Source organism: Mucilaginibacter inviolabilis (assembly GCF_011089895.1).
In the GTDB taxonomy this organism is placed as follows: Bacteria; Bacteroidota; Bacteroidia; order Sphingobacteriales; family Sphingobacteriaceae; genus Mucilaginibacter; species Mucilaginibacter inviolabilis.
The window spans coordinates 407,298-423,803 of record NZ_JAANAT010000005.1 but is presented as its reverse complement, the minus strand read 5'-3'; the positions used below and the strand labels follow the sequence as shown (position 1 = coordinate 423,803).

Annotated in this window: 11 protein-coding genes; 5 read left to right on the top strand and 6 right to left on the bottom strand. The window is 44.7% G+C overall.

The genetic code is table 11. The features are described 5' to 3' along the window. Positions 1-43 precede the first annotated feature (43 nt). The gene (gene apaG / locus G7092_RS28465; RefSeq protein ID WP_166095331.1) at positions 44-430 is read left to right on the top strand and encodes a Co2+/Mg2+ efflux facilitator ApaG/CorD; all 387 of its coding nucleotides are present in this window, start codon (positions 44-46) and stop codon (positions 428-430) included. Between the two features lie 105 nt (positions 431-535). Here apaG and G7092_RS28460 read toward each other — a convergent pair whose 3' ends face one another. Further along, positions 536-1,573 (bottom strand): YXWGXW repeat-containing protein, encoded by a 1,038-nt coding sequence (locus G7092_RS28460; protein WP_166095328.1) that lies wholly within the window; start codon positions 1,571-1,573, stop codon positions 536-538. A gap of 292 nt (positions 1,574-1,865) precedes the next feature. Between G7092_RS28460 and G7092_RS28455 the strand changes: the two genes are divergently transcribed. Next, on the top strand, positions 1,866-3,542 hold the full coding sequence (locus tag G7092_RS28455) for a GMC oxidoreductase (RefSeq protein WP_166095326.1): 1,677 nt from the start codon (positions 1,866-1,868) through the stop codon (positions 3,540-3,542). Between the two features lie 239 nt (positions 3,543-3,781). On the opposite strand, the gene G7092_RS28450 is transcribed toward G7092_RS28455, so the two are convergent. Next, positions 3,782-4,510, bottom strand: coding sequence for a zinc metallopeptidase (locus tag G7092_RS28450; RefSeq protein ID WP_166095323.1), 729 nt, complete (start codon positions 4,508-4,510; stop codon positions 3,782-3,784). A gap of 199 nt (positions 4,511-4,709) precedes the next feature. On the opposite strand from G7092_RS28450, the gene G7092_RS28445 reads away from it, so the two are divergent. Next, complete coding sequence (locus G7092_RS28445; protein WP_166095321.1) at positions 4,710-5,852, top strand: NAD(P)/FAD-dependent oxidoreductase; 1,143 nt, start codon at positions 4,710-4,712, stop codon at positions 5,850-5,852. 355 nt (positions 5,853-6,207) lie between these two features. Here the strand turns inward: G7092_RS28445 and G7092_RS28440 are convergent, their stop codons facing one another. After that, positions 6,208-6,600, bottom strand: a complete 393-nt coding sequence (locus tag G7092_RS28440) for a winged helix-turn-helix transcriptional regulator (RefSeq protein WP_166095319.1) — start codon at positions 6,598-6,600, stop codon at positions 6,208-6,210. 94 nt (positions 6,601-6,694) lie between these two features. Between G7092_RS28440 and G7092_RS28435 the strand changes: the two genes are divergently transcribed. Further along, a complete protein-coding gene (locus G7092_RS28435) occupies positions 6,695-7,435 on the top strand; it encodes an SDR family NAD(P)-dependent oxidoreductase (protein ID WP_166095317.1) in 741 nt (246 codons plus the stop codon). 65 nt (positions 7,436-7,500) lie between these two features. Here G7092_RS28435 and G7092_RS28430 read toward each other — a convergent pair whose 3' ends face one another. Beyond that, positions 7,501-8,856, bottom strand: a complete 1,356-nt coding sequence (locus G7092_RS28430; protein ID WP_166095314.1) for a UDP-N-acetylmuramoyl-tripeptide--D-alanyl-D-alanine ligase — start codon at positions 8,854-8,856, stop codon at positions 7,501-7,503. Positions 8,857-9,063: 207 nt separating this feature from the next. After that, positions 9,064-11,220 (bottom strand): DNA helicase RecQ, encoded by a 2,157-nt coding sequence (recQ, locus tag G7092_RS28425; RefSeq protein ID WP_166095312.1) that lies wholly within the window; start codon positions 11,218-11,220, stop codon positions 9,064-9,066. 204 nt (positions 11,221-11,424) lie between these two features. Between recQ and G7092_RS28420 the strand changes: the two genes are divergently transcribed. After that, positions 11,425-13,929 (top strand): M14 metallopeptidase family protein, encoded by a 2,505-nt coding sequence (locus tag G7092_RS28420; protein WP_166095309.1) that lies wholly within the window; start codon positions 11,425-11,427, stop codon positions 13,927-13,929. 121 nt (positions 13,930-14,050) lie between these two features. On the opposite strand, the gene G7092_RS28415 is transcribed toward G7092_RS28420, so the two are convergent. After that, positions 14,051-16,501, bottom strand: coding sequence for an outer membrane beta-barrel family protein (locus tag G7092_RS28415; RefSeq protein WP_166095306.1), 2,451 nt, complete (start codon positions 16,499-16,501; stop codon positions 14,051-14,053). Positions 16,502-16,506: the final 5 nt, after the last annotated feature.

Sequence of the window (16,506 nt, the reverse complement as noted above, 5' to 3'; positions counted from 1 at the left end):
TTGTTTAGATGTTTATATTTGGAACTAAACAGAATTAATTCACATGGTTACCACTATTACTGAGGGTGTTAAGGTTTCCATCGAGACCGTATATCAGCCCGAATATTCAAATCCGGCTAATGATCACTTTATGTTTGCCTACAAGGTGAATATCGAAAATATGAGTAACTATGCCATACAGCTTATTAGCAGGCATTGGTATATTTTTGATTCAAACGGCGCAAAACGTGAAGTGGAAGGCGAAGGTGTAGTGGGCCAACAACCCGTTATTGAACCGGGTCATGCGCATGAATACGTATCGGGCTGTAACCTCAAAACGGATATGGGCAGTATGAAAGGCGAGTACCAGATGAATCGCCTGCTGGATAATGCCTCGTTTAATGTGCAGATACCGGAGTTTTATTTGATCGCTCCATATAGGATGAATTAAGATTCAGAGCCAGAAATTAAAATCAAGAATTAAGACATATAAAAAGCCCGGTTGATTTATCAACCGGGCTTTTGCGTATATATGATATTGAATTTGGGGAAACTATTATCGGTGTTTTTCGTGTTCCTGTGGTCTTGGATTGTTATGTGGTCTAGCCGGAGCAGGGTGTCTTACCAATTGCCTTGGTGCACGAGCCATATTATTGTGCTGCTGATTCTGAGTCGGTTGCCGGTTATTATCCGGATTAGGGTTATTAGCTGCCTGATGCTGATGAGGGGCTCTTGCTGCCTGATCGCCAGGTGATGCATTTTTATTTGCATTATCGGGGTTAGCATTGGCATGATTATCGGCGTTGTTATTAGCCTGTGGGCGGTTACCTCTGTCGGTATTATTATTTGTTCCGTCTGAGTTTGGAGTTCTGGCTCTGCGGCCTTCGGTATTAAAACGGTTACCATCCACCTTATTCATTGCTGCGGTAGCCGGGCGTCCGTTATTAGCCGATGCAAATTGATTGCGATCTTTACCGGCTACCTGCTGATGATTGATTTGATCATTAGTTGGTTGTACATGTTGCTCACGTTCTGCAGCACGTTCATCTGGTCGTGGGGTAGCATTTACACCACCAGGGCCATTGAAGCTGGTATGATTGTTATTTACGGTTACATTGTTATTGATAACCGTTTTGTTAATATAAGTGTTATGTACCACGGTATTGTTTACATTAACCACGGCAGTATTATACTGAAAGGAATTGCCAGCCCATCTGCCACCAACATAACCAGCACCGCCATAGCCGTAACCATAATTTACACCGCCATAAAAGCCAATGTGCCTGCCCCAGTAGCCTTGGTGGAAAACATAAATAGCGCCATCATAACCCCAGTAACCGGGTGTCCATAAAAAACCAACACGCGGAGGGGCTATCCAAACGCCGGGTACCCAGTAATATCCGCCATCTTCGGCATATGCCCAGTAACCAGGGGTCCATAAATAACCGTCAACAGGGCATGGCGGTTGTGTATAAACCGGCAGGGCAGGCGGTGCTATCCGTACCGATACGCCTATACTTATCTGCGCATAGGTTTTAACAGTTGCTAATGAGGTAACCAAAAGCACCATTAATATTTTAAATGTCTTTTTCATGTCAATAAATTTTAATCAAACCTATCGGGGTAACATGAATATTACATTAAGATTTGCAAAAGGGCTAATAACTCTTCATCAAAGCTTCATGAAATATAAGCCATTGATAAATAAGTAAGTATGATAGATGAACATGCCAGGCACATCGGGTAGCCAGACTTACAAAGTTTTTAAAACTTCGTAAGTCTTTTTAAAGGGAGAAGCTTTTTTAATTGTATATGTAACATATAAAAGATACAAAGCGTATTTTTATTTTAGCAAAAAGACCAGTTAAAACTATCATCAACTGTTTATGGATAATTATCATTATGATGCCATTGTTGTAGGCTCCGGAATTTCGGGAGGGTGGGCGGCAAAAGAGCTCAGCGAACAGGGTTTAAAAGTATTGATGCTGGAGCGGGGACAAAACATTGAGCATATAAAAGGATATACCAATGCTACCAAAGCACCATGGGAGTTACTGCACAGGGATGTTCCCCCGCAATCAAAAATAAAGGACTATCCTGTGCAGGACAAAGCACATGGGCTTATTGAAGCCAATATGGATTATTGGGTGAACGAGAGGGAAAATCCATACACCCAGGTTAAACCCTATAATTGGAGGAGAGGGTACCACGTAGGCGGGCGCTCATTGATGTGGGGCAGGCAAAGCTACCGCTGGAGTGATTTTGATTTTGAAGCCAATGCCAAAGAAGGTATAGCAATTGACTGGCCAGTGCGTTATAAAGATATAGCGCCCTGGTATGACCATGTAGAGCGCTTTGCCGGCATCAGTGGCTCTATCGAAGGTTTGCCGCATTTGCCCGATGGGCAGTTTCAGCCGGCTATGGAGTTAAATTGTGTAGAAAAAGAAGTGTCGGCCCGTATAAAAAAACAATACAATGGGCAGCGCCACATGATCATTGGTCGTACAGCCAACATTACTAAACCTTTACCTGGCCGTACCAATTGCCAGTACCGTAATAAATGTGCATTGGGCTGCCCTTTTGGCGGATATTTTAGTACACAATCATCCACACTTCCCGCAGCGATGGCCACAGGAAATCTTACAGTTCGCCCATGGTCAATAGTTACCCGGATATTATACAATAAGGATACCCAGAAAGCTACAGGCGTAGAAGTGCTCGACGCAGAAAATAATAAAACTTATACCTATACTTCGAAGATCATTTTTTTAAATGCCTCCACCTTCAACAGCGCCTGGATATTGATGAATTCGGCAACGGATATATGGCCCGACGGATTGGGGAGCAGCGGCGGTGAGTTAGGTCATAATGTGATGGATCATCACGTAGGCGGCGCCGCCAGTGGTACCATGGAGGGATATGAGGATAAATACTATTTTGGCCGTAGAGCCAATGGCATATATATACCACGTTACCGCAACCTGTTTGGCGATAAACGTGATTATCTGCGGGGATTTGGTTTCCAGGGTTCGGCGGGGCGCGAAGGGTGGAGCCGCGAAATCGCGGAATTAAGCATAGGTGCTAATTTTAAGGACGCGTTGACAGAGCCCGGAAGCTGGACGATGTCGATGGCTAGCTTTGGCGAAGTATTGCCTTATCACGAAAATAAGATCAGCCTTAATAAGCAAGTTAAAGATAAATGGGGACTCAATACCTTATCTATCGACATGGAATTTAAAGAAAATGAACGTAGGATGGAAGCAGAGTCGCTGGCTGACGCGATGGAAATGTTTGAAAAGGCCGGCCTTAAGAATGTAAAAGGTTTTATAGCCAGGAAATACATAGGCGCTATACATGAAATGGGTGCCGCACGCATGGGGAACGACCCCAAAACATCGGTACTTAATAAATGGAACCAGGTTTGGGATGCCAAAAATGTATTTGTTACCGATGGATCGTTCATGGTGTCATCATCCTGTGTAAACCCATCACTTTCTTATATGGCCTTTACCGCACGGGCGGCGAATTTTGCAGTGAATGAGTTAAAGTTGGGGAATTTGTAGGCTGAAAGGAAGGGTATAAATAAACTATGTCATTGCGAGCGCAGCGTGGACAACCGACAGGAGGGAGCTCATTAATACCTTAAAAAATAATTAACAACATTGATAATCTCATCGTAAGCAGAGATACGCGAGGGGATTGCCTCGTCGTTCCTCCTCGCAATGACATGGGATTTATGGCCTGCTCGCTAAAATCGAATCAAAATCTTATTTCTTGATTCTTACCTCTTGCTTCTCTTCTCTCAGTTTCTCCTGTTAAACAAAAACGAGGCGTAATAAACCAGCGTGGCCAATGCGCTCAATGCGGCAACTACATAAGTCATTGCGGCCCACCAAAGGGCATCTTTGGCTTGTTCATGTTCCTGCGCGGTTTGCATGATGCTGTAATTATTATCAAGCCAGGCCAATGCCCGCCTGCTGGCGTCAAACTCAACAGGCAGCGTTATAAAGCTGAAAAAGGTAACCAAGGCCAACGCGGCAACACCTATTGCCAGTACATAAGGGCTGTGGGCGAAGAATAATAACATTACGCCGATAAACAAAGTCCACTGGGTTAAGGTTGATGCCACATTGATAATGGGCACCATCGCCGAACGGAAACTTAACCAACTATAAGCCTGTGCATGCTGTACAGCATGTCCGCATTCGTGCGCGGCAACAGCGGCCGCGGCAATACTTCGGCCATAAAAAACATCCTGGCTTAAATTCACGGTTTTGTTTTCAGGATTGTAATGATCGGTCAGTTGTCCTTCTACAGAAATTACCTGTACATCAAATATGCCATGGGCGCGCAGCATTTTTACAGCCACCTCCTGACCCGAAAGACCGGAGAGCAATGCCACCTCGGAGTATTGTTTAAACTTATTTCGAAATCGCCACTGCACTATAAAGCTGATCAGGGCGATGGCAATCATCAGGAACCATGCCGAATTGTAGCCGATATATCCTATAATTATTGATAAGTGATTCATGTTTTTAAGTTAAAAGTCAAAATTAAAAAGTCAAAACGCTTGTCAGTTTTAAATATTCAAAAACTATTCCGGTTTAAGCTTAAAAGTGGATTCAAAAATTTAAGTTTCTTGTACATAAGTACTTTTGAATTTTGAATTTTCACGTTTTATTGTTTTATGGTGTTCAAGAGTGCTTCGCAATTTTTACTTTTGACTTAAAATGGAGCCGTCATTTTCATACTGGGAGCGCACTGCGTTTATTGATGAGGCCGATGTGATCATCATTGGCAGTGGCCTGGTTGGTCTGAGCGCCGCGCTGCACTTAAAAAAACAACAGCCCAATTTAAAAGTGCTGGTTTTGGAGCGTGGCTTTTTACCATCAGGAGCCAGTACTAAAAACGCAGGTTTTGCCTGTTTTGGTACACTTTCCGAGCAAATTTCTGTCATCAATCAATCATCCGAAGAAGAAGCCATGCGCCTGGTAGCCTATAAGTGGCGTGGTTTACAGCGCTTACGGGAAAATTTGGGCGATGCCAACATGCATTATTATCAGCATGGCGGGCACGAACTTTTTATGACCGAAGAAAAAGATATCGCTCATAACTGTATAGAACAGATCGGTCATCTCAATAAACTATTACAGCAGGCCATTGGCGAAACTGACATTTATGCAGTGGCTGATGCTAAAATTGCAGATTTTGGCTTCAGTAAAGTTAGTCACATCATATATAACCCTTTTGAAGGGCAATTACATACCGGTAAAATGATGCGCACCTTATTATATAAGGTATATGGTTTAGGCGTGCTGATATTAAACAATTGCGAAATAACAGCTATCGACCATGAAGACAAGTACGTTAAGCTGATTACCTCGCAGGGAAACTTTAAGGCCGGTAAAGTAATATTGGCTACCAATGCTTTTGCCAGCCAGCTGTATCCTGAACTGGATGTGATCCCCGGTAGGGGGCAGGTGTTGGTTACCAAACCGGTGCCGGGCTTGAAATTGAAAGGCACCTATCATTTTAATGAAGGCTATTACTATTTCCGCAATATTGATAACCGCATCTTATTTGGCGGTGGACGTAACCTGGATTATAACGCTGAGAAAACCTGGAATTTTGGGCACACCGATACCGTAAAAGAAAAACTGATCAGCTATCTGCATGAGGTAATATTACCCAACCAGGATGTTGAGGTTGACTATTGGTGGAGCGGCATCATGGGTTTTGGCGAGGAAATTACCCCTATAGTAAAACAAATACAACCCAACATATTTTGCGCGGTACGCTGTAATGGTATGGGTGTAGCTATGGGGAGTTTGGTAGGGGAAGAAGTAGCGGAACTGACGCTAAGCTTTAGCTAGTGATTTCTTCTCCCCGTCAGCAGATAAGCTTCGGGCGAAAGTGGGCAGAACAATGCTGGGTTGTGCGGATGCAAGGGCATAGCGAACCTTACCTGAAGCGGGGGATAATGAGCGAACGAAGTGGAGGTAAGGATTTGCAGCCCGTGGTTCTGCCCGATTTGCAGGGCAAAGGCTACGAGCGCAAAGAAGTATTTCTGCTGACTTGATTTTTGGTTACTTTTCATCAAGGAAAAGTAAAGGCCCTCCCGCGGCCAAGAGCGGGTATACGATAGGTATAGCGGCTCTGTACAGTTACGAGATTGCTTCGTCGTTCCTTCTCGCAATGACATGAAGGGAACTGATTTACAAATTTGACCTACACCTCCTCACTCATAACTTCCGGCTCCCCGCTTATAACCCTATTTGGCCGGTTAGCTTCGCCCCAGGTAGACAGGCAGCACAGCACGGGTTTCAGGCTCATGCCTAAATCGGTTAGTCGGTATTCCACTTTTGGTGGTACTTCGGCATAAACCTGCCTGCTGATGAGCTTGTCCTTTTCCAATTCGCGCAACTGCAATATCAGTATTCGTTCAGAAACATTGGGCATGGAATTTTTAAGCTGACTATAACGCATGCTGCCTTGTAATAATAATCGCCACAAAATTTGAGGTTTCCAACGACCGCCTATCAAGTCGAGTGTATAGGAAGTTCCGCAACCAGCCAGGATTAGTTGCTCATTTTCCAGGTTAGTGGAGGTTTCTTTTCTCATACTTACATTTATGTTAGTACTACACAATTTTATCAGTATATACAAATATATAGGTTTGGCGATAGCTTTGCAACAGTATTTAAAACAAACAGTAATGCAAAAGTTAAAAGATAAAATAGCCCTGGTTACCGGAGGCAGTCGGGGTATGGGTGCGGCAATAGTGAAGCAACTGGCACAGGAAGGTGCCTCCGTGGTTTTTACCTATGTAAACGGAAAAGAAAAAGCACAGGCTTTGATTGATGAATTAACCAGCGAGGGTTTAAACTTATCAGCTCTTAAGGCAGATAATGCAGTGGAAGGGGAGATAACCTCAGCCTTAACTCAAACGATAGAAAAATTTGGCCAGCTGGATATCCTGGTGAACAATGCCGGGGTTTATGGCGGCAAGCCGATGGAAGAGCACACGCTGGATGATTACCGCTTTGTGATGGATATAAATGTAAAGGCGGTTTTTGAAGCGGCCATTTTCGCAGCACAAAAACTGGAAAAGGGTGGAAGGTTTATTACCATAGGCAGTAACATGGCCGATAGAGTTGTTGCTTCGCAGGGTACACTTTATTCGATGAGCAAATCGGCATTAAGCGGCCTTACCCGTGGATTGGCTCGTGATCTGGGTCCAAAGGGCATAACAGTAAACCTGGTACAGCCCGGACCTGTAAATACCGACATGAACCCGGCTGATGGCAGTCATGCCGATCATTTACGCAGCTTAATGGCTATACCCAAATATGGCGATCCGCAGCAAATTGCTGAAATTGTAGGGTATCTAGCTAGTCCATCAGCCAGTTTCACTACTGGGTCCATCATGACCATTGACGGAGGTTTTAATAGCTAATTTCTAAGTCTGAAGTTCTGAGTCTTGAGCCGAAAATCCGCTTTAGGACTCAGAACTTGGGGCCTTCAAAACAACTCCACCAAACGCTCCAAAGCCATTCCCCGCGAACCCTTGATCAAAATGGTGGAGTTTTTTATCGGATGGCTCTTCAACCCGTCAATAGCATCTTCGGCAGTATGGTAGAAAGTTGCTGCCTGGTTTTGACTTTTAACTTTTGACTTTTGACTTTCAAAATCCTTGCCGATAAATATCCTTTCATCAACGGATACATTCAGCGCTTTTTGAAGGATGGTGAGGTGTTCGGCAGGCGATTCATCACCCAGTTCAAACATATCACCCAGTATCAATACCTTGCGTTTTGCGCTAATCTTGTCCATATTTTCAATAGCAACGGCCATACTGCTCGGGTTGGCATTATAATAATCACAAATAAGGGTATTGGTAGCCGTTTGCACAATTTGCGAGCGGTTGTTTTTGGGCTGATAACCCTCGATACCCGCGTTTATTTCCTGCGCCGAAAGCTTAAAATAAGTACCTATGCTAATAGCCGCCAAAATATTGTTGAGGTTATAAGCCCCGGTGAGTTGTGTTTTTACGGTATAAGATTGACCGGTTGTGTTATTGGTCCACTGAATGGTAAGTAGTGGCGCGTTCTCGATGATCTCCCCGCTGATCAGGTTGTCAATATCCTGTGTGCCATAATAAACTACATGGTGTAAATGCCTTGCAGCGGCCATTTCCATCAACACCGTATCATCGCTGTTGATAAAAACAGCAGGATTGCTTTCAGGCTTACCTCTTTGCTGACTTTCGGACTTGCGGAAAAAATCATACAATTCTCCTTTGCCCTTTTTTACACCTTCAACGCCGCCAAAACCTTCCAGGTGGGCTTTACCCACGTTGGTAATCATGCCGTGCGATGGCTGCGAGATGCTGCAAAGCAGTTCGATTTCTTTTTGATGATTGGCGCCCATTTCAATTACAGCTGCTTCGTGTGTAGCATCAATAGTTAGTATTGTAAGTGGTACACCGATATGGTTGTTCAGGTTGCCTTGTGTGGCCTGGGTTTTAAAATGCTGTGATAATACTGCGTTGATAAGCTCCTTGGTAGTGGTTTTGCCATTGGTACCGGTGAGTCCTACAACAGGTATCTGTAATTGCTGGCGGTGATATCGGGCCAGATCCTGCAGAGCGGTTAACACGTCCTCAACCAAGAGATACCGGTCGCCCAGTTGATACTCTGAGTTATCAATAATGGCATAAGCTGCACCGACTTCTATAGCTTGCTGAGCAAAGGTATTAGCATCGAACTTATCGCCTTTAAGAGCAAAAAACAAGCTGCCGCTGCCAATTTTTCGGGTATCGGTACTGATTACCGGGTGTTGCAGGTATATCTGGTAGAGTTGTTCGGTAGTCGTCATAACTAGTATCAAGTAGCAGATTCTGGTATCAAGTAGTTAGTATCAAGTATCAAGACTTTTTCTTAAATGCTGATACTTTTCTGTTGATGTATTAAAACGCCTTAAAATTATGCATTTTCTGTCTTGATACCTGATACTAGTTACTTGCTACTAAATTATACATTTTTTTGTCTTGATACTTGATACTAGCTACTTGATACTAAATAACTAATTTTTGTTCATCCAGCTTATCACAGCTTTAATTTCGCCGTAGGTGTAGGCATCGCCTAAAATTTCTTTGAGGGGGGCCAGACGTTCTGCTCCGTAATTTTCTACAGCTTCTATAATTACGGGCAGCTTGCTTTCGGCAACCAGCTCTTTAACATCCAGATCGCCGGTTTGTACAAAATGACTCAAATGGCCTTCAATAGTTACGAGCGAAAGGCCTCGTGTCGCGGCTATCTCCGCAGTGTTTTTACCCTGGCGGTACAGGTTAAACGTTTCGGTGCGGGTATCTGTTCCGCTGCGCGGAGCACGGGCCGGGCGCTCTGCTTTGGTTTTGCGCTCCCGCTTGGGCGATTTATAGGCAATCTTTGATTCCAGGCCTTTTGCTTTGCAATAATCTTTTACCGGCTGCAACAATTCGCGGCCGTAACGGGCCAGTTTAATATCGCCAAAGCCGGATATCAGTCTCAGTTCATCTAAACTCAGGGGTAGGTAAGTGGCCATTTCCAACAGTGTAGCATCAGAAACAATGATATATGGCGGTACGTTTTCCAATTGGGCAATATCCCGGCGGACGCTTTTCAACAGGTTCAGCAATTCGGCCTCATGTGGTGGCGCGGCTTCGGTGTGGTGCTCTTCGGTAGTTTGTGTTTCAATAAATTCCACTTTTTGCAGGCCTTTAAGTACCAGCGAACTCTGGCCAGTTAATTTCAATACCGGGTAGCCATCGTCGGTTACCTGTAGGTATTCCAGGGTGATGAGCTCACGGATATAACGCTGCCAATCCACCTTACTGATATCGGCACCAATGCCGTAGGTTTTGAGCTGTTTATGCTCCTCGCGGATTTTTTCATTTTTGGATCCCCGTAAAAAATCGATCACGTAGTTTACACCAAATCGCTCATTGAGCCGCGATACCGCCGACAGCGCCTTTTGGGCGATGAGTGTACCATCAAATCGTTTAAACTCGGTGAGGCAAACATCGCAGGAGCCACAATTCGGCGGAAAGGCCTCATCGAAATAATTCATCAAATATTGTCTGCGGCAGGATTGCAATTGGCAATACCGCACCATATCGTTCAGCTTGTTGAGCATAATGCGGCTTTGCTCTTCATTGCCTTCAATACGGGCAAAGTGCTGCAGCTTACCGGCATCCCCCGGCGAATAGAGCAGCAGTGCTTCCGAGGCCAAACCGTCACGCCCGGCGCGACCGGTTTCCTGATAATAGCCTTCGATATTCTTGGGCAGATCCATATGCACTACATAGCGCACGTTTGATTTATTGATGCCCATACCAAAGGCAATGGTAGCTACAATGATCTTGACATCATCGCGCAAAAAAGCTTCCTGGTTTTTGGCTTTAACTTCGTTGTTGAGGCCCGCATGGTAAGCTTCGGCGGCAAATCCTTCATCTTTCAGGTCGGCCGCCAGGTCTTCGGTTGATTTGCGCGAAAGGCAATAGATAATACCCGACTCATCCGGTCGCTCATTTAAAAAAGTAATGAGTTGTTTAAAGCTGTTTTTTTTGGGAATAACCCGGTAAGTGATATTAGCCCGGTTAAACGACGATACAAATACTGCGGGCCGGTGCAGGTTCAGTTTTTCGAGAATGTCTTTCTGTGTGAGTTTATCGGCTGTCGCCGTAAGGGCGATGACCGGCACATTCGGGAATTCATTTTTGAGTTGAGCCAGCATCAGGTATTCAGGCCTGAAATCGTGCCCCCATTGAGATATGCAATGCGCCTCGTCGATAGCTATCTGTACTACGTTGAGTGTTTTTAAAAAAGGCACCAGTTTGTTTTCGGCGCCAAACAAGCGCTCGGGTGCCAGGTATAATAGTTTTACCTGGTTGTTTCTTAACCGCTCTACCAGCTGTCGCTGTTCCTCGGGTGTTTGGGCCGAGTTTAAAAAAGCTGCGGGTATACCACTTACATTCAGACTGTCCACCTGGTCTTTCATCAAAGCTATCAATGGCGATATCACAATGGTGAGCCCATTGAGCAATACCGCAGGCAGTTGATAGCACAGCGATTTACCGCCGCCGGTTGGCATCAGCGCCATAACATCCTGCTTGTTCAGCACATGCTGAATAATGGCTTCCTGCTGGTGTCTGAATTTGCCGTAACCGAAATATTTTTGAAGGGCCTCTTGAGGGGTCATGTTTTTAGATGTGCAGATGTTTTTAGATGTGTGGATGTGCAGATATGCAAATGTGCAAATTTTGAATGATGTCTGGACTCGAATTTATGGAATTTAAGAATTGTCAGAATAATCTGGTTCTATTCTGTTAATTCAATAATTCTACAAATTTCGGTTCAGACAAAAAATCACCATATTAGTACATATCTTAACTGTATCTTTACTATGATCAAAAAGCTACTCCTTATTTTAATAGCTGTTGCTTCCGCGTCGGCTGCTTTTGCACAAAAAATACAATCACCCGATGAGTTCCTGGGATATAAGCTGGGCGACCAGTTTACGCCGCATTACCGCATTGTGGAGTACTTTAAATACATTGCCCAGGCATCAAAAAATGTAAAGCTACAGCAGTTTGGCAGCACCAATGAGGGGCGTCCGCTGCTGGCCATGTTTATCGCCTCGGACGAGAATATCGGTCGCCTGGAAGAGATACGCCATAACAACCTGCGCCTGGCTGGTATGGAGAGTGGTAGCGCAATTACCAATGCCCCCATCATTACCTGGCTAAGCTATAACGTACACGGTAACGAACCGGCGTCAAGCGAAGCCGCCATGTGGACCCTGTTTGATATGGTTGACCCGGCCAACACGGCCACCAAAGCCTGGCTCAAAAATTCGGTGGTGGTTATCGATCCCTGTTTAAATCCCGATGGGCGCGACCGTTATGTACATTTCTATAATTCGGTTCGGGGAGCGGTGCCCGATGCTAGTCCCACAGCCCGTGAGCACGTAGAGCCATGGCCAGGCGGACGCATCAACCACTATTATTTCGACCTTAACCGCGATTGGGCATGGCAGGCACAAAAAGAAACGCAGGCACGTGTAGGTCTGTTTAACCAATGGCTGCCCGAGGTTCATGTAGATTATCATGAGCAGGGGTATAATGCTCCTTACTATTTTGCACCTGCTGCCGAGCCATATCATAAAGACATTACCAAATGGCAGCGCGATTTCCAGGTGACTATTGGTAAAAATAACGCCAAATATTTTGATCAGAATGGCTGGATGTATTTTACCAAGCAGGAGTTTGATCTGCTTTACCCATCTTATGGCGATACCTATCCTTTATATAATGGCTCTATCGGCATGACCTACGAGCAGGGTGGTATCAGCGCTGGTTTGGCTGTACTTACCCGTAGCGGCGACACGCTGACCTTTGCCCAGCGTATTGCGCATCACCATGCTACCGGTTTGAGCACGGTTGAAATAGCATCGGCTAACGCGCTAAGATTGCTGAATGAGTTTAAAAAATTCTATGATAATAACCGCACCAATCCCCCGGGCGAGTATAAAACCTATGTGATTAAAAACGATAATAACAATAATATCAATACCCTGGCCAAAATGCTGGGCCGCAATGGTATCCAATATGGATTTGGGCTGGGCAATAAAACCGTTATCGGGTACGATTATTTTACCGGCAAAACCGAGCAATATAAAGTGGGCCCTAATGATATGGTGATCAACGCGCATCAGCCAAAAGCTATATTGCTGCACGTATTGCTGGAGCCCAAAACCTTTATTGCCGACTCTAATACTTACGATATTACCGCCTGGGCGCTTCCTTATGCTTATGGCTTAAAGACCTATGGCGTAAAAGAGTCGCTAAAACCAACCAGTACAACCTCGGGTATTGTTGAGCCACAACCGCTGGCTAATACCCATGCCTATGCTTATATGGCCAATTGGCAATCGGTTAATGATGTACGGTTTTTAGCGGCATTGCTTAAAAAACATATCAAAGTACGTTACTCCGAAAAACCTTTTGAGGCTGCCGGTAAAAAATTCATGGCCGGCTCATTATTGATCACGAGGGCCAGTAACGATAGGGCCGATTTTGACCAGGTAGTCACCCAAACGGCGGCGGCATTAAATGAAGGGCTAACGCCTCTGGCTTCAGGCTTTGTTGATAAAGGATCTGATCTGGGCTCAGACGCGGTACGGTATATCCACCAGCCGCGGGTTATGCTGATATCTGGCGAGGGTGTAAATGCTGAAGCTATGGGAGAGGTATGGCACTTGTTTGAGCAACAATTAGGTTATCCTATTACGCTGGTGAATTACCAGAGCCTCGGCCGTACCCGGTTGGCCGATTTTGATGTGGCTATCTTCCCGGATGGTACTTATGATGATTTTCCGTCAGAAAAACTACAGGGCTGGATCCGTGATGGCGGTAAATTAATTGCCTTGGATAATGCTGTAGCACAACTGGTTGATAAAAAAGGCTTCGCCCTGAAAAAGAAAGAAGAGAAAAAGGATGAGAAAGCCGAAGCTAAAGAAAAAGAAAACATTAAAATATATGGTGACCGCGACCGGGATGCCATCCGCTCTATGATCCCCGGCGCTATTTTTAAACTGACGCTGGATAATACCCACCCGCTTGGTTTTGGTTTGCCGAACTATTATTACTCCCTAAAACTGAATGATGATATTTATGACTATTTAGGCAGCGAAGACGGCTGGAACGTAGGCACAGTGAAAAAGAATAGCTACGTATCGGGCTTTGTAGGTGTACAATCCAAACAAAAGATTAATAATGGTGTGCTGCTGGGCGTGCAGTCGCTGGGCCGCGGTTCGGTGATCTATATGGTCGATGATCCATTGTTCCGTAGTTTCTGGGAAAACGGCAAGCTGTTATTCAGCAACGCGGTATTTATGGTGGGGCAGTAGAGCCCCCTAACCCCCTGAAGGGGGAACTTTAAAACAAAATGGCCTGCATTATCAAATAATGCAGGCCATTTTAATATGTTGAATTTGCTAATCAAAGCTCCCCCTTTAGGGGGCTGGGGGGCTAATTCGCTCCCTTAACTCTTCCTTTTTCATCATCGGCACCGCTTCTGTGTTCGCGGCTTTTGATTTTGTTGTTACCAAAGTTATAGGTAAAGGTTAGGCGGCCAACACGTGAATCATTAGTTTGACGGATATCAAAATCGTTACCCAGGGTGTGGCTGCTTACGTTATTGCGACGGATGAAGAATATATCATCAAGCGCCAGTTTAATATTAGCTTTTTTGTTGGCAAAGGAATGGCTTACACCTGCATCAACCCCATAACGTGGTTTTATTTTGTAGATACCATAGGTAAGTGGTGATTGGTAATCGCCCCTGATCTCAAACTTGTAGCTGCCAAATGTTAATGTTTGGGTGGCTTTAACCTGTACGGTTACCTGGCCATCGCTTAGCTTGCCGGTTCCCACAGAGTCTGATTTAAAGCCCAGGTAAAAGCTGTTCACATCGATATTACCGCTCCACCATTTGGTAATGGTATATGGTGCGTTGATGTTAAGGCTGTATGAGTTTTGAGTTTGCAGGTTCAGATTGGTTTGAAATGATTTTTGACCTTCGGTTAATATAATCTCAGTGATCACATCGGTAGTGCGGCTGTAGCCTAAACTTACGTTGATGCTTTTATTATAGGTATAGTTAAACTCAAAGTTATTGGTGTATTGTGGTTTCAGGAAGGCATTGCCTTTTGAAAAGGTGTAGGGGTCAAGATAATATACAAAGGGGTTCAGATCATCATAACCCGGACGGTCGATACGGCGGCTGTAGGAAAAGCTGATCTCGTTTTTGTCATTCAGCGTGCGGTTGATAAAGGCACTTGGAAAAAGATTAAAGTAGCTGCGATCAACCGGTGTGCTGCCCAAAAGATTACCATTTGATTGGGTATACTCACCGCGCAAACCAATTTGTATAGACATTTTTTTGAACTGTTTATTCAGGTTAAGATAGCCAGCAGTTATTTTCTCGGTATAAATAAAGCGGTTGGTACGGGTAGTATCGTTTACATAACTGTTGCCGTTAAATATTTGCGCCTGCAGGTTATTATCTGTTTTAACACTGCTGAATTTTGCGCCTGTTTCCAGTTTTATGGTTTTAGATAGTGGTTTGGTATAGTCAACCTTGGCAGTATATATGGTGATGTTTGATGGTGTTTGGTTACGCAGCAATTGAGGCGCGTGTGGTGTGCTGCCATCCGGCAGGAAATAATTAGTATTATATTGAGCTATAGAGTTGTTTTTAAATTTAGAGTAATCCAGATCGACGCTTAATTCCTGGCCGCTGGTATCTATTTTAAACCGGTCGTTCAGGTTGGCAGCAAAGTTTTTGTAAGATTGATCGATGGTTGATACGGTGGTTAAGGATGAGTCAACCCGGTTAGGTGTAGCGCCAATTTTAGTACTGCCGTTGTTATTATCCAGTTCGGAGTTGGAGTATCCGCTTACTACAAAACCAATAGTGTTTTTAGAGGTCACATCATAATCAGCACCTATGCGGTAGTTATTATAATGATAAACATGCGGCATGCGGGTAAGCTGGTTAAAATAAGTAGGTTTGCCTGTGCTGTCACGGGTAATACGGTCGATAGCTATGTCGCGGGTATTTTTGTTGTCGCCACGGCTAAAAGTACCAAATACGTTCAGATTGCCTTCTTTGTGATTTAAGTTCAGGCTGGTGTTATCTCTCCAAAACGCACCACGGGCGACACCAACAGTAATACTGCCGTTTGTGCCCGATTGGCTGTTCTTTTTTAGTTTGATATTGATAATGCCCGAGTTACCGGCTGCATCATATTTGGCAGATGGGTTGGTAATGATCTCGATAGATTTGATGGTATTGCCATCTGTAGACCGTAACAGGGTAGCCAGTTGCGCGGCGCTCAAATAAGTTAATTTATCATTGATCATCACGGTTACGCCTTGTTTGCCTTTCAGACTGATATTGTCGTCCTTATCAACAGTAACGCCGGGTGCTTTCTCCAGTATCTCCAATGCGGTATTGCCTGCTGCCAGTACGCTGTTTTCCACATTCATTACCGTACGGTCAATCTTGCGCTCGATGAGTGGTTTGCTGGCGGTAATAGTTACACCTTTCAATTCGGTGCTGCCTACACGCATGCTTAGTGCCGGTGCAGTAACGGTTGCGGCACTTTCCGGAACAGTGAAAGGAGTGGTCATGGCTTTTTGATAACCTACAACAGAGGCCTTAACCAGGTATTTACCTGAGCGGATGTTATCAAAGGTATAAACACCGTTATCATTACTCAAAGCGCCTTTAACAACGGTAGAGTCGGTAGCCCTGATGAGGCTAACGGTAGCGTAATCCATCGGTTTACCCTGTTCATTCAATAAAGAACCGGATACTTTAGCACCACCTGATTTACCACCCTGGGCAAAAGAGGTACTCCAGCTGATAGCTACAAGCAGGAGGGTGCAAAATATGTTGTTTGTAAGAGTTTTCATGTTTT

Coding starts and splice junctions, on each gene's coding strand:
- G7092_RS28415 (WP_166095306.1), bottom strand. CDS start 16,501: ATGAAAACTCTTACAAACAACATATTTTGCACCCTCCTGCTTGTAGCT.
- G7092_RS28435 (WP_166095317.1), top strand. CDS start 6,695: ATGCAAAAGTTAAAAGATAAAATAGCCCTGGTTACCGGAGGCAGTCGG.
- G7092_RS28420 (WP_166095309.1), top strand. CDS start 11,425: ATGATCAAAAAGCTACTCCTTATTTTAATAGCTGTTGCTTCCGCGTCG.
- G7092_RS28450 (WP_166095323.1), bottom strand. CDS start 4,510: ATGAATCACTTATCAATAATTATAGGATATATCGGCTACAATTCGGCA.
- G7092_RS28445 (WP_166095321.1), top strand. CDS start 4,710: ATGGAGCCGTCATTTTCATACTGGGAGCGCACTGCGTTTATTGATGAG.
- recQ (WP_166095312.1), bottom strand. CDS start 11,220: ATGACCCCTCAAGAGGCCCTTCAAAAATATTTCGGTTACGGCAAATTC.
- G7092_RS28455 (WP_166095326.1), top strand. CDS start 1,866: ATGGATAATTATCATTATGATGCCATTGTTGTAGGCTCCGGAATTTCG.
- G7092_RS28440 (WP_166095319.1), bottom strand. CDS start 6,600: ATGAGAAAAGAAACCTCCACTAACCTGGAAAATGAGCAACTAATCCTG.
- G7092_RS28460 (WP_166095328.1), bottom strand. CDS start 1,573: ATGAAAAAGACATTTAAAATATTAATGGTGCTTTTGGTTACCTCATTA.
- G7092_RS28430 (WP_166095314.1), bottom strand. CDS start 8,856: ATGACGACTACCGAACAACTCTACCAGATATACCTGCAACACCCGGTA.
- apaG (WP_166095331.1), top strand. CDS start 44: ATGGTTACCACTATTACTGAGGGTGTTAAGGTTTCCATCGAGACCGTA.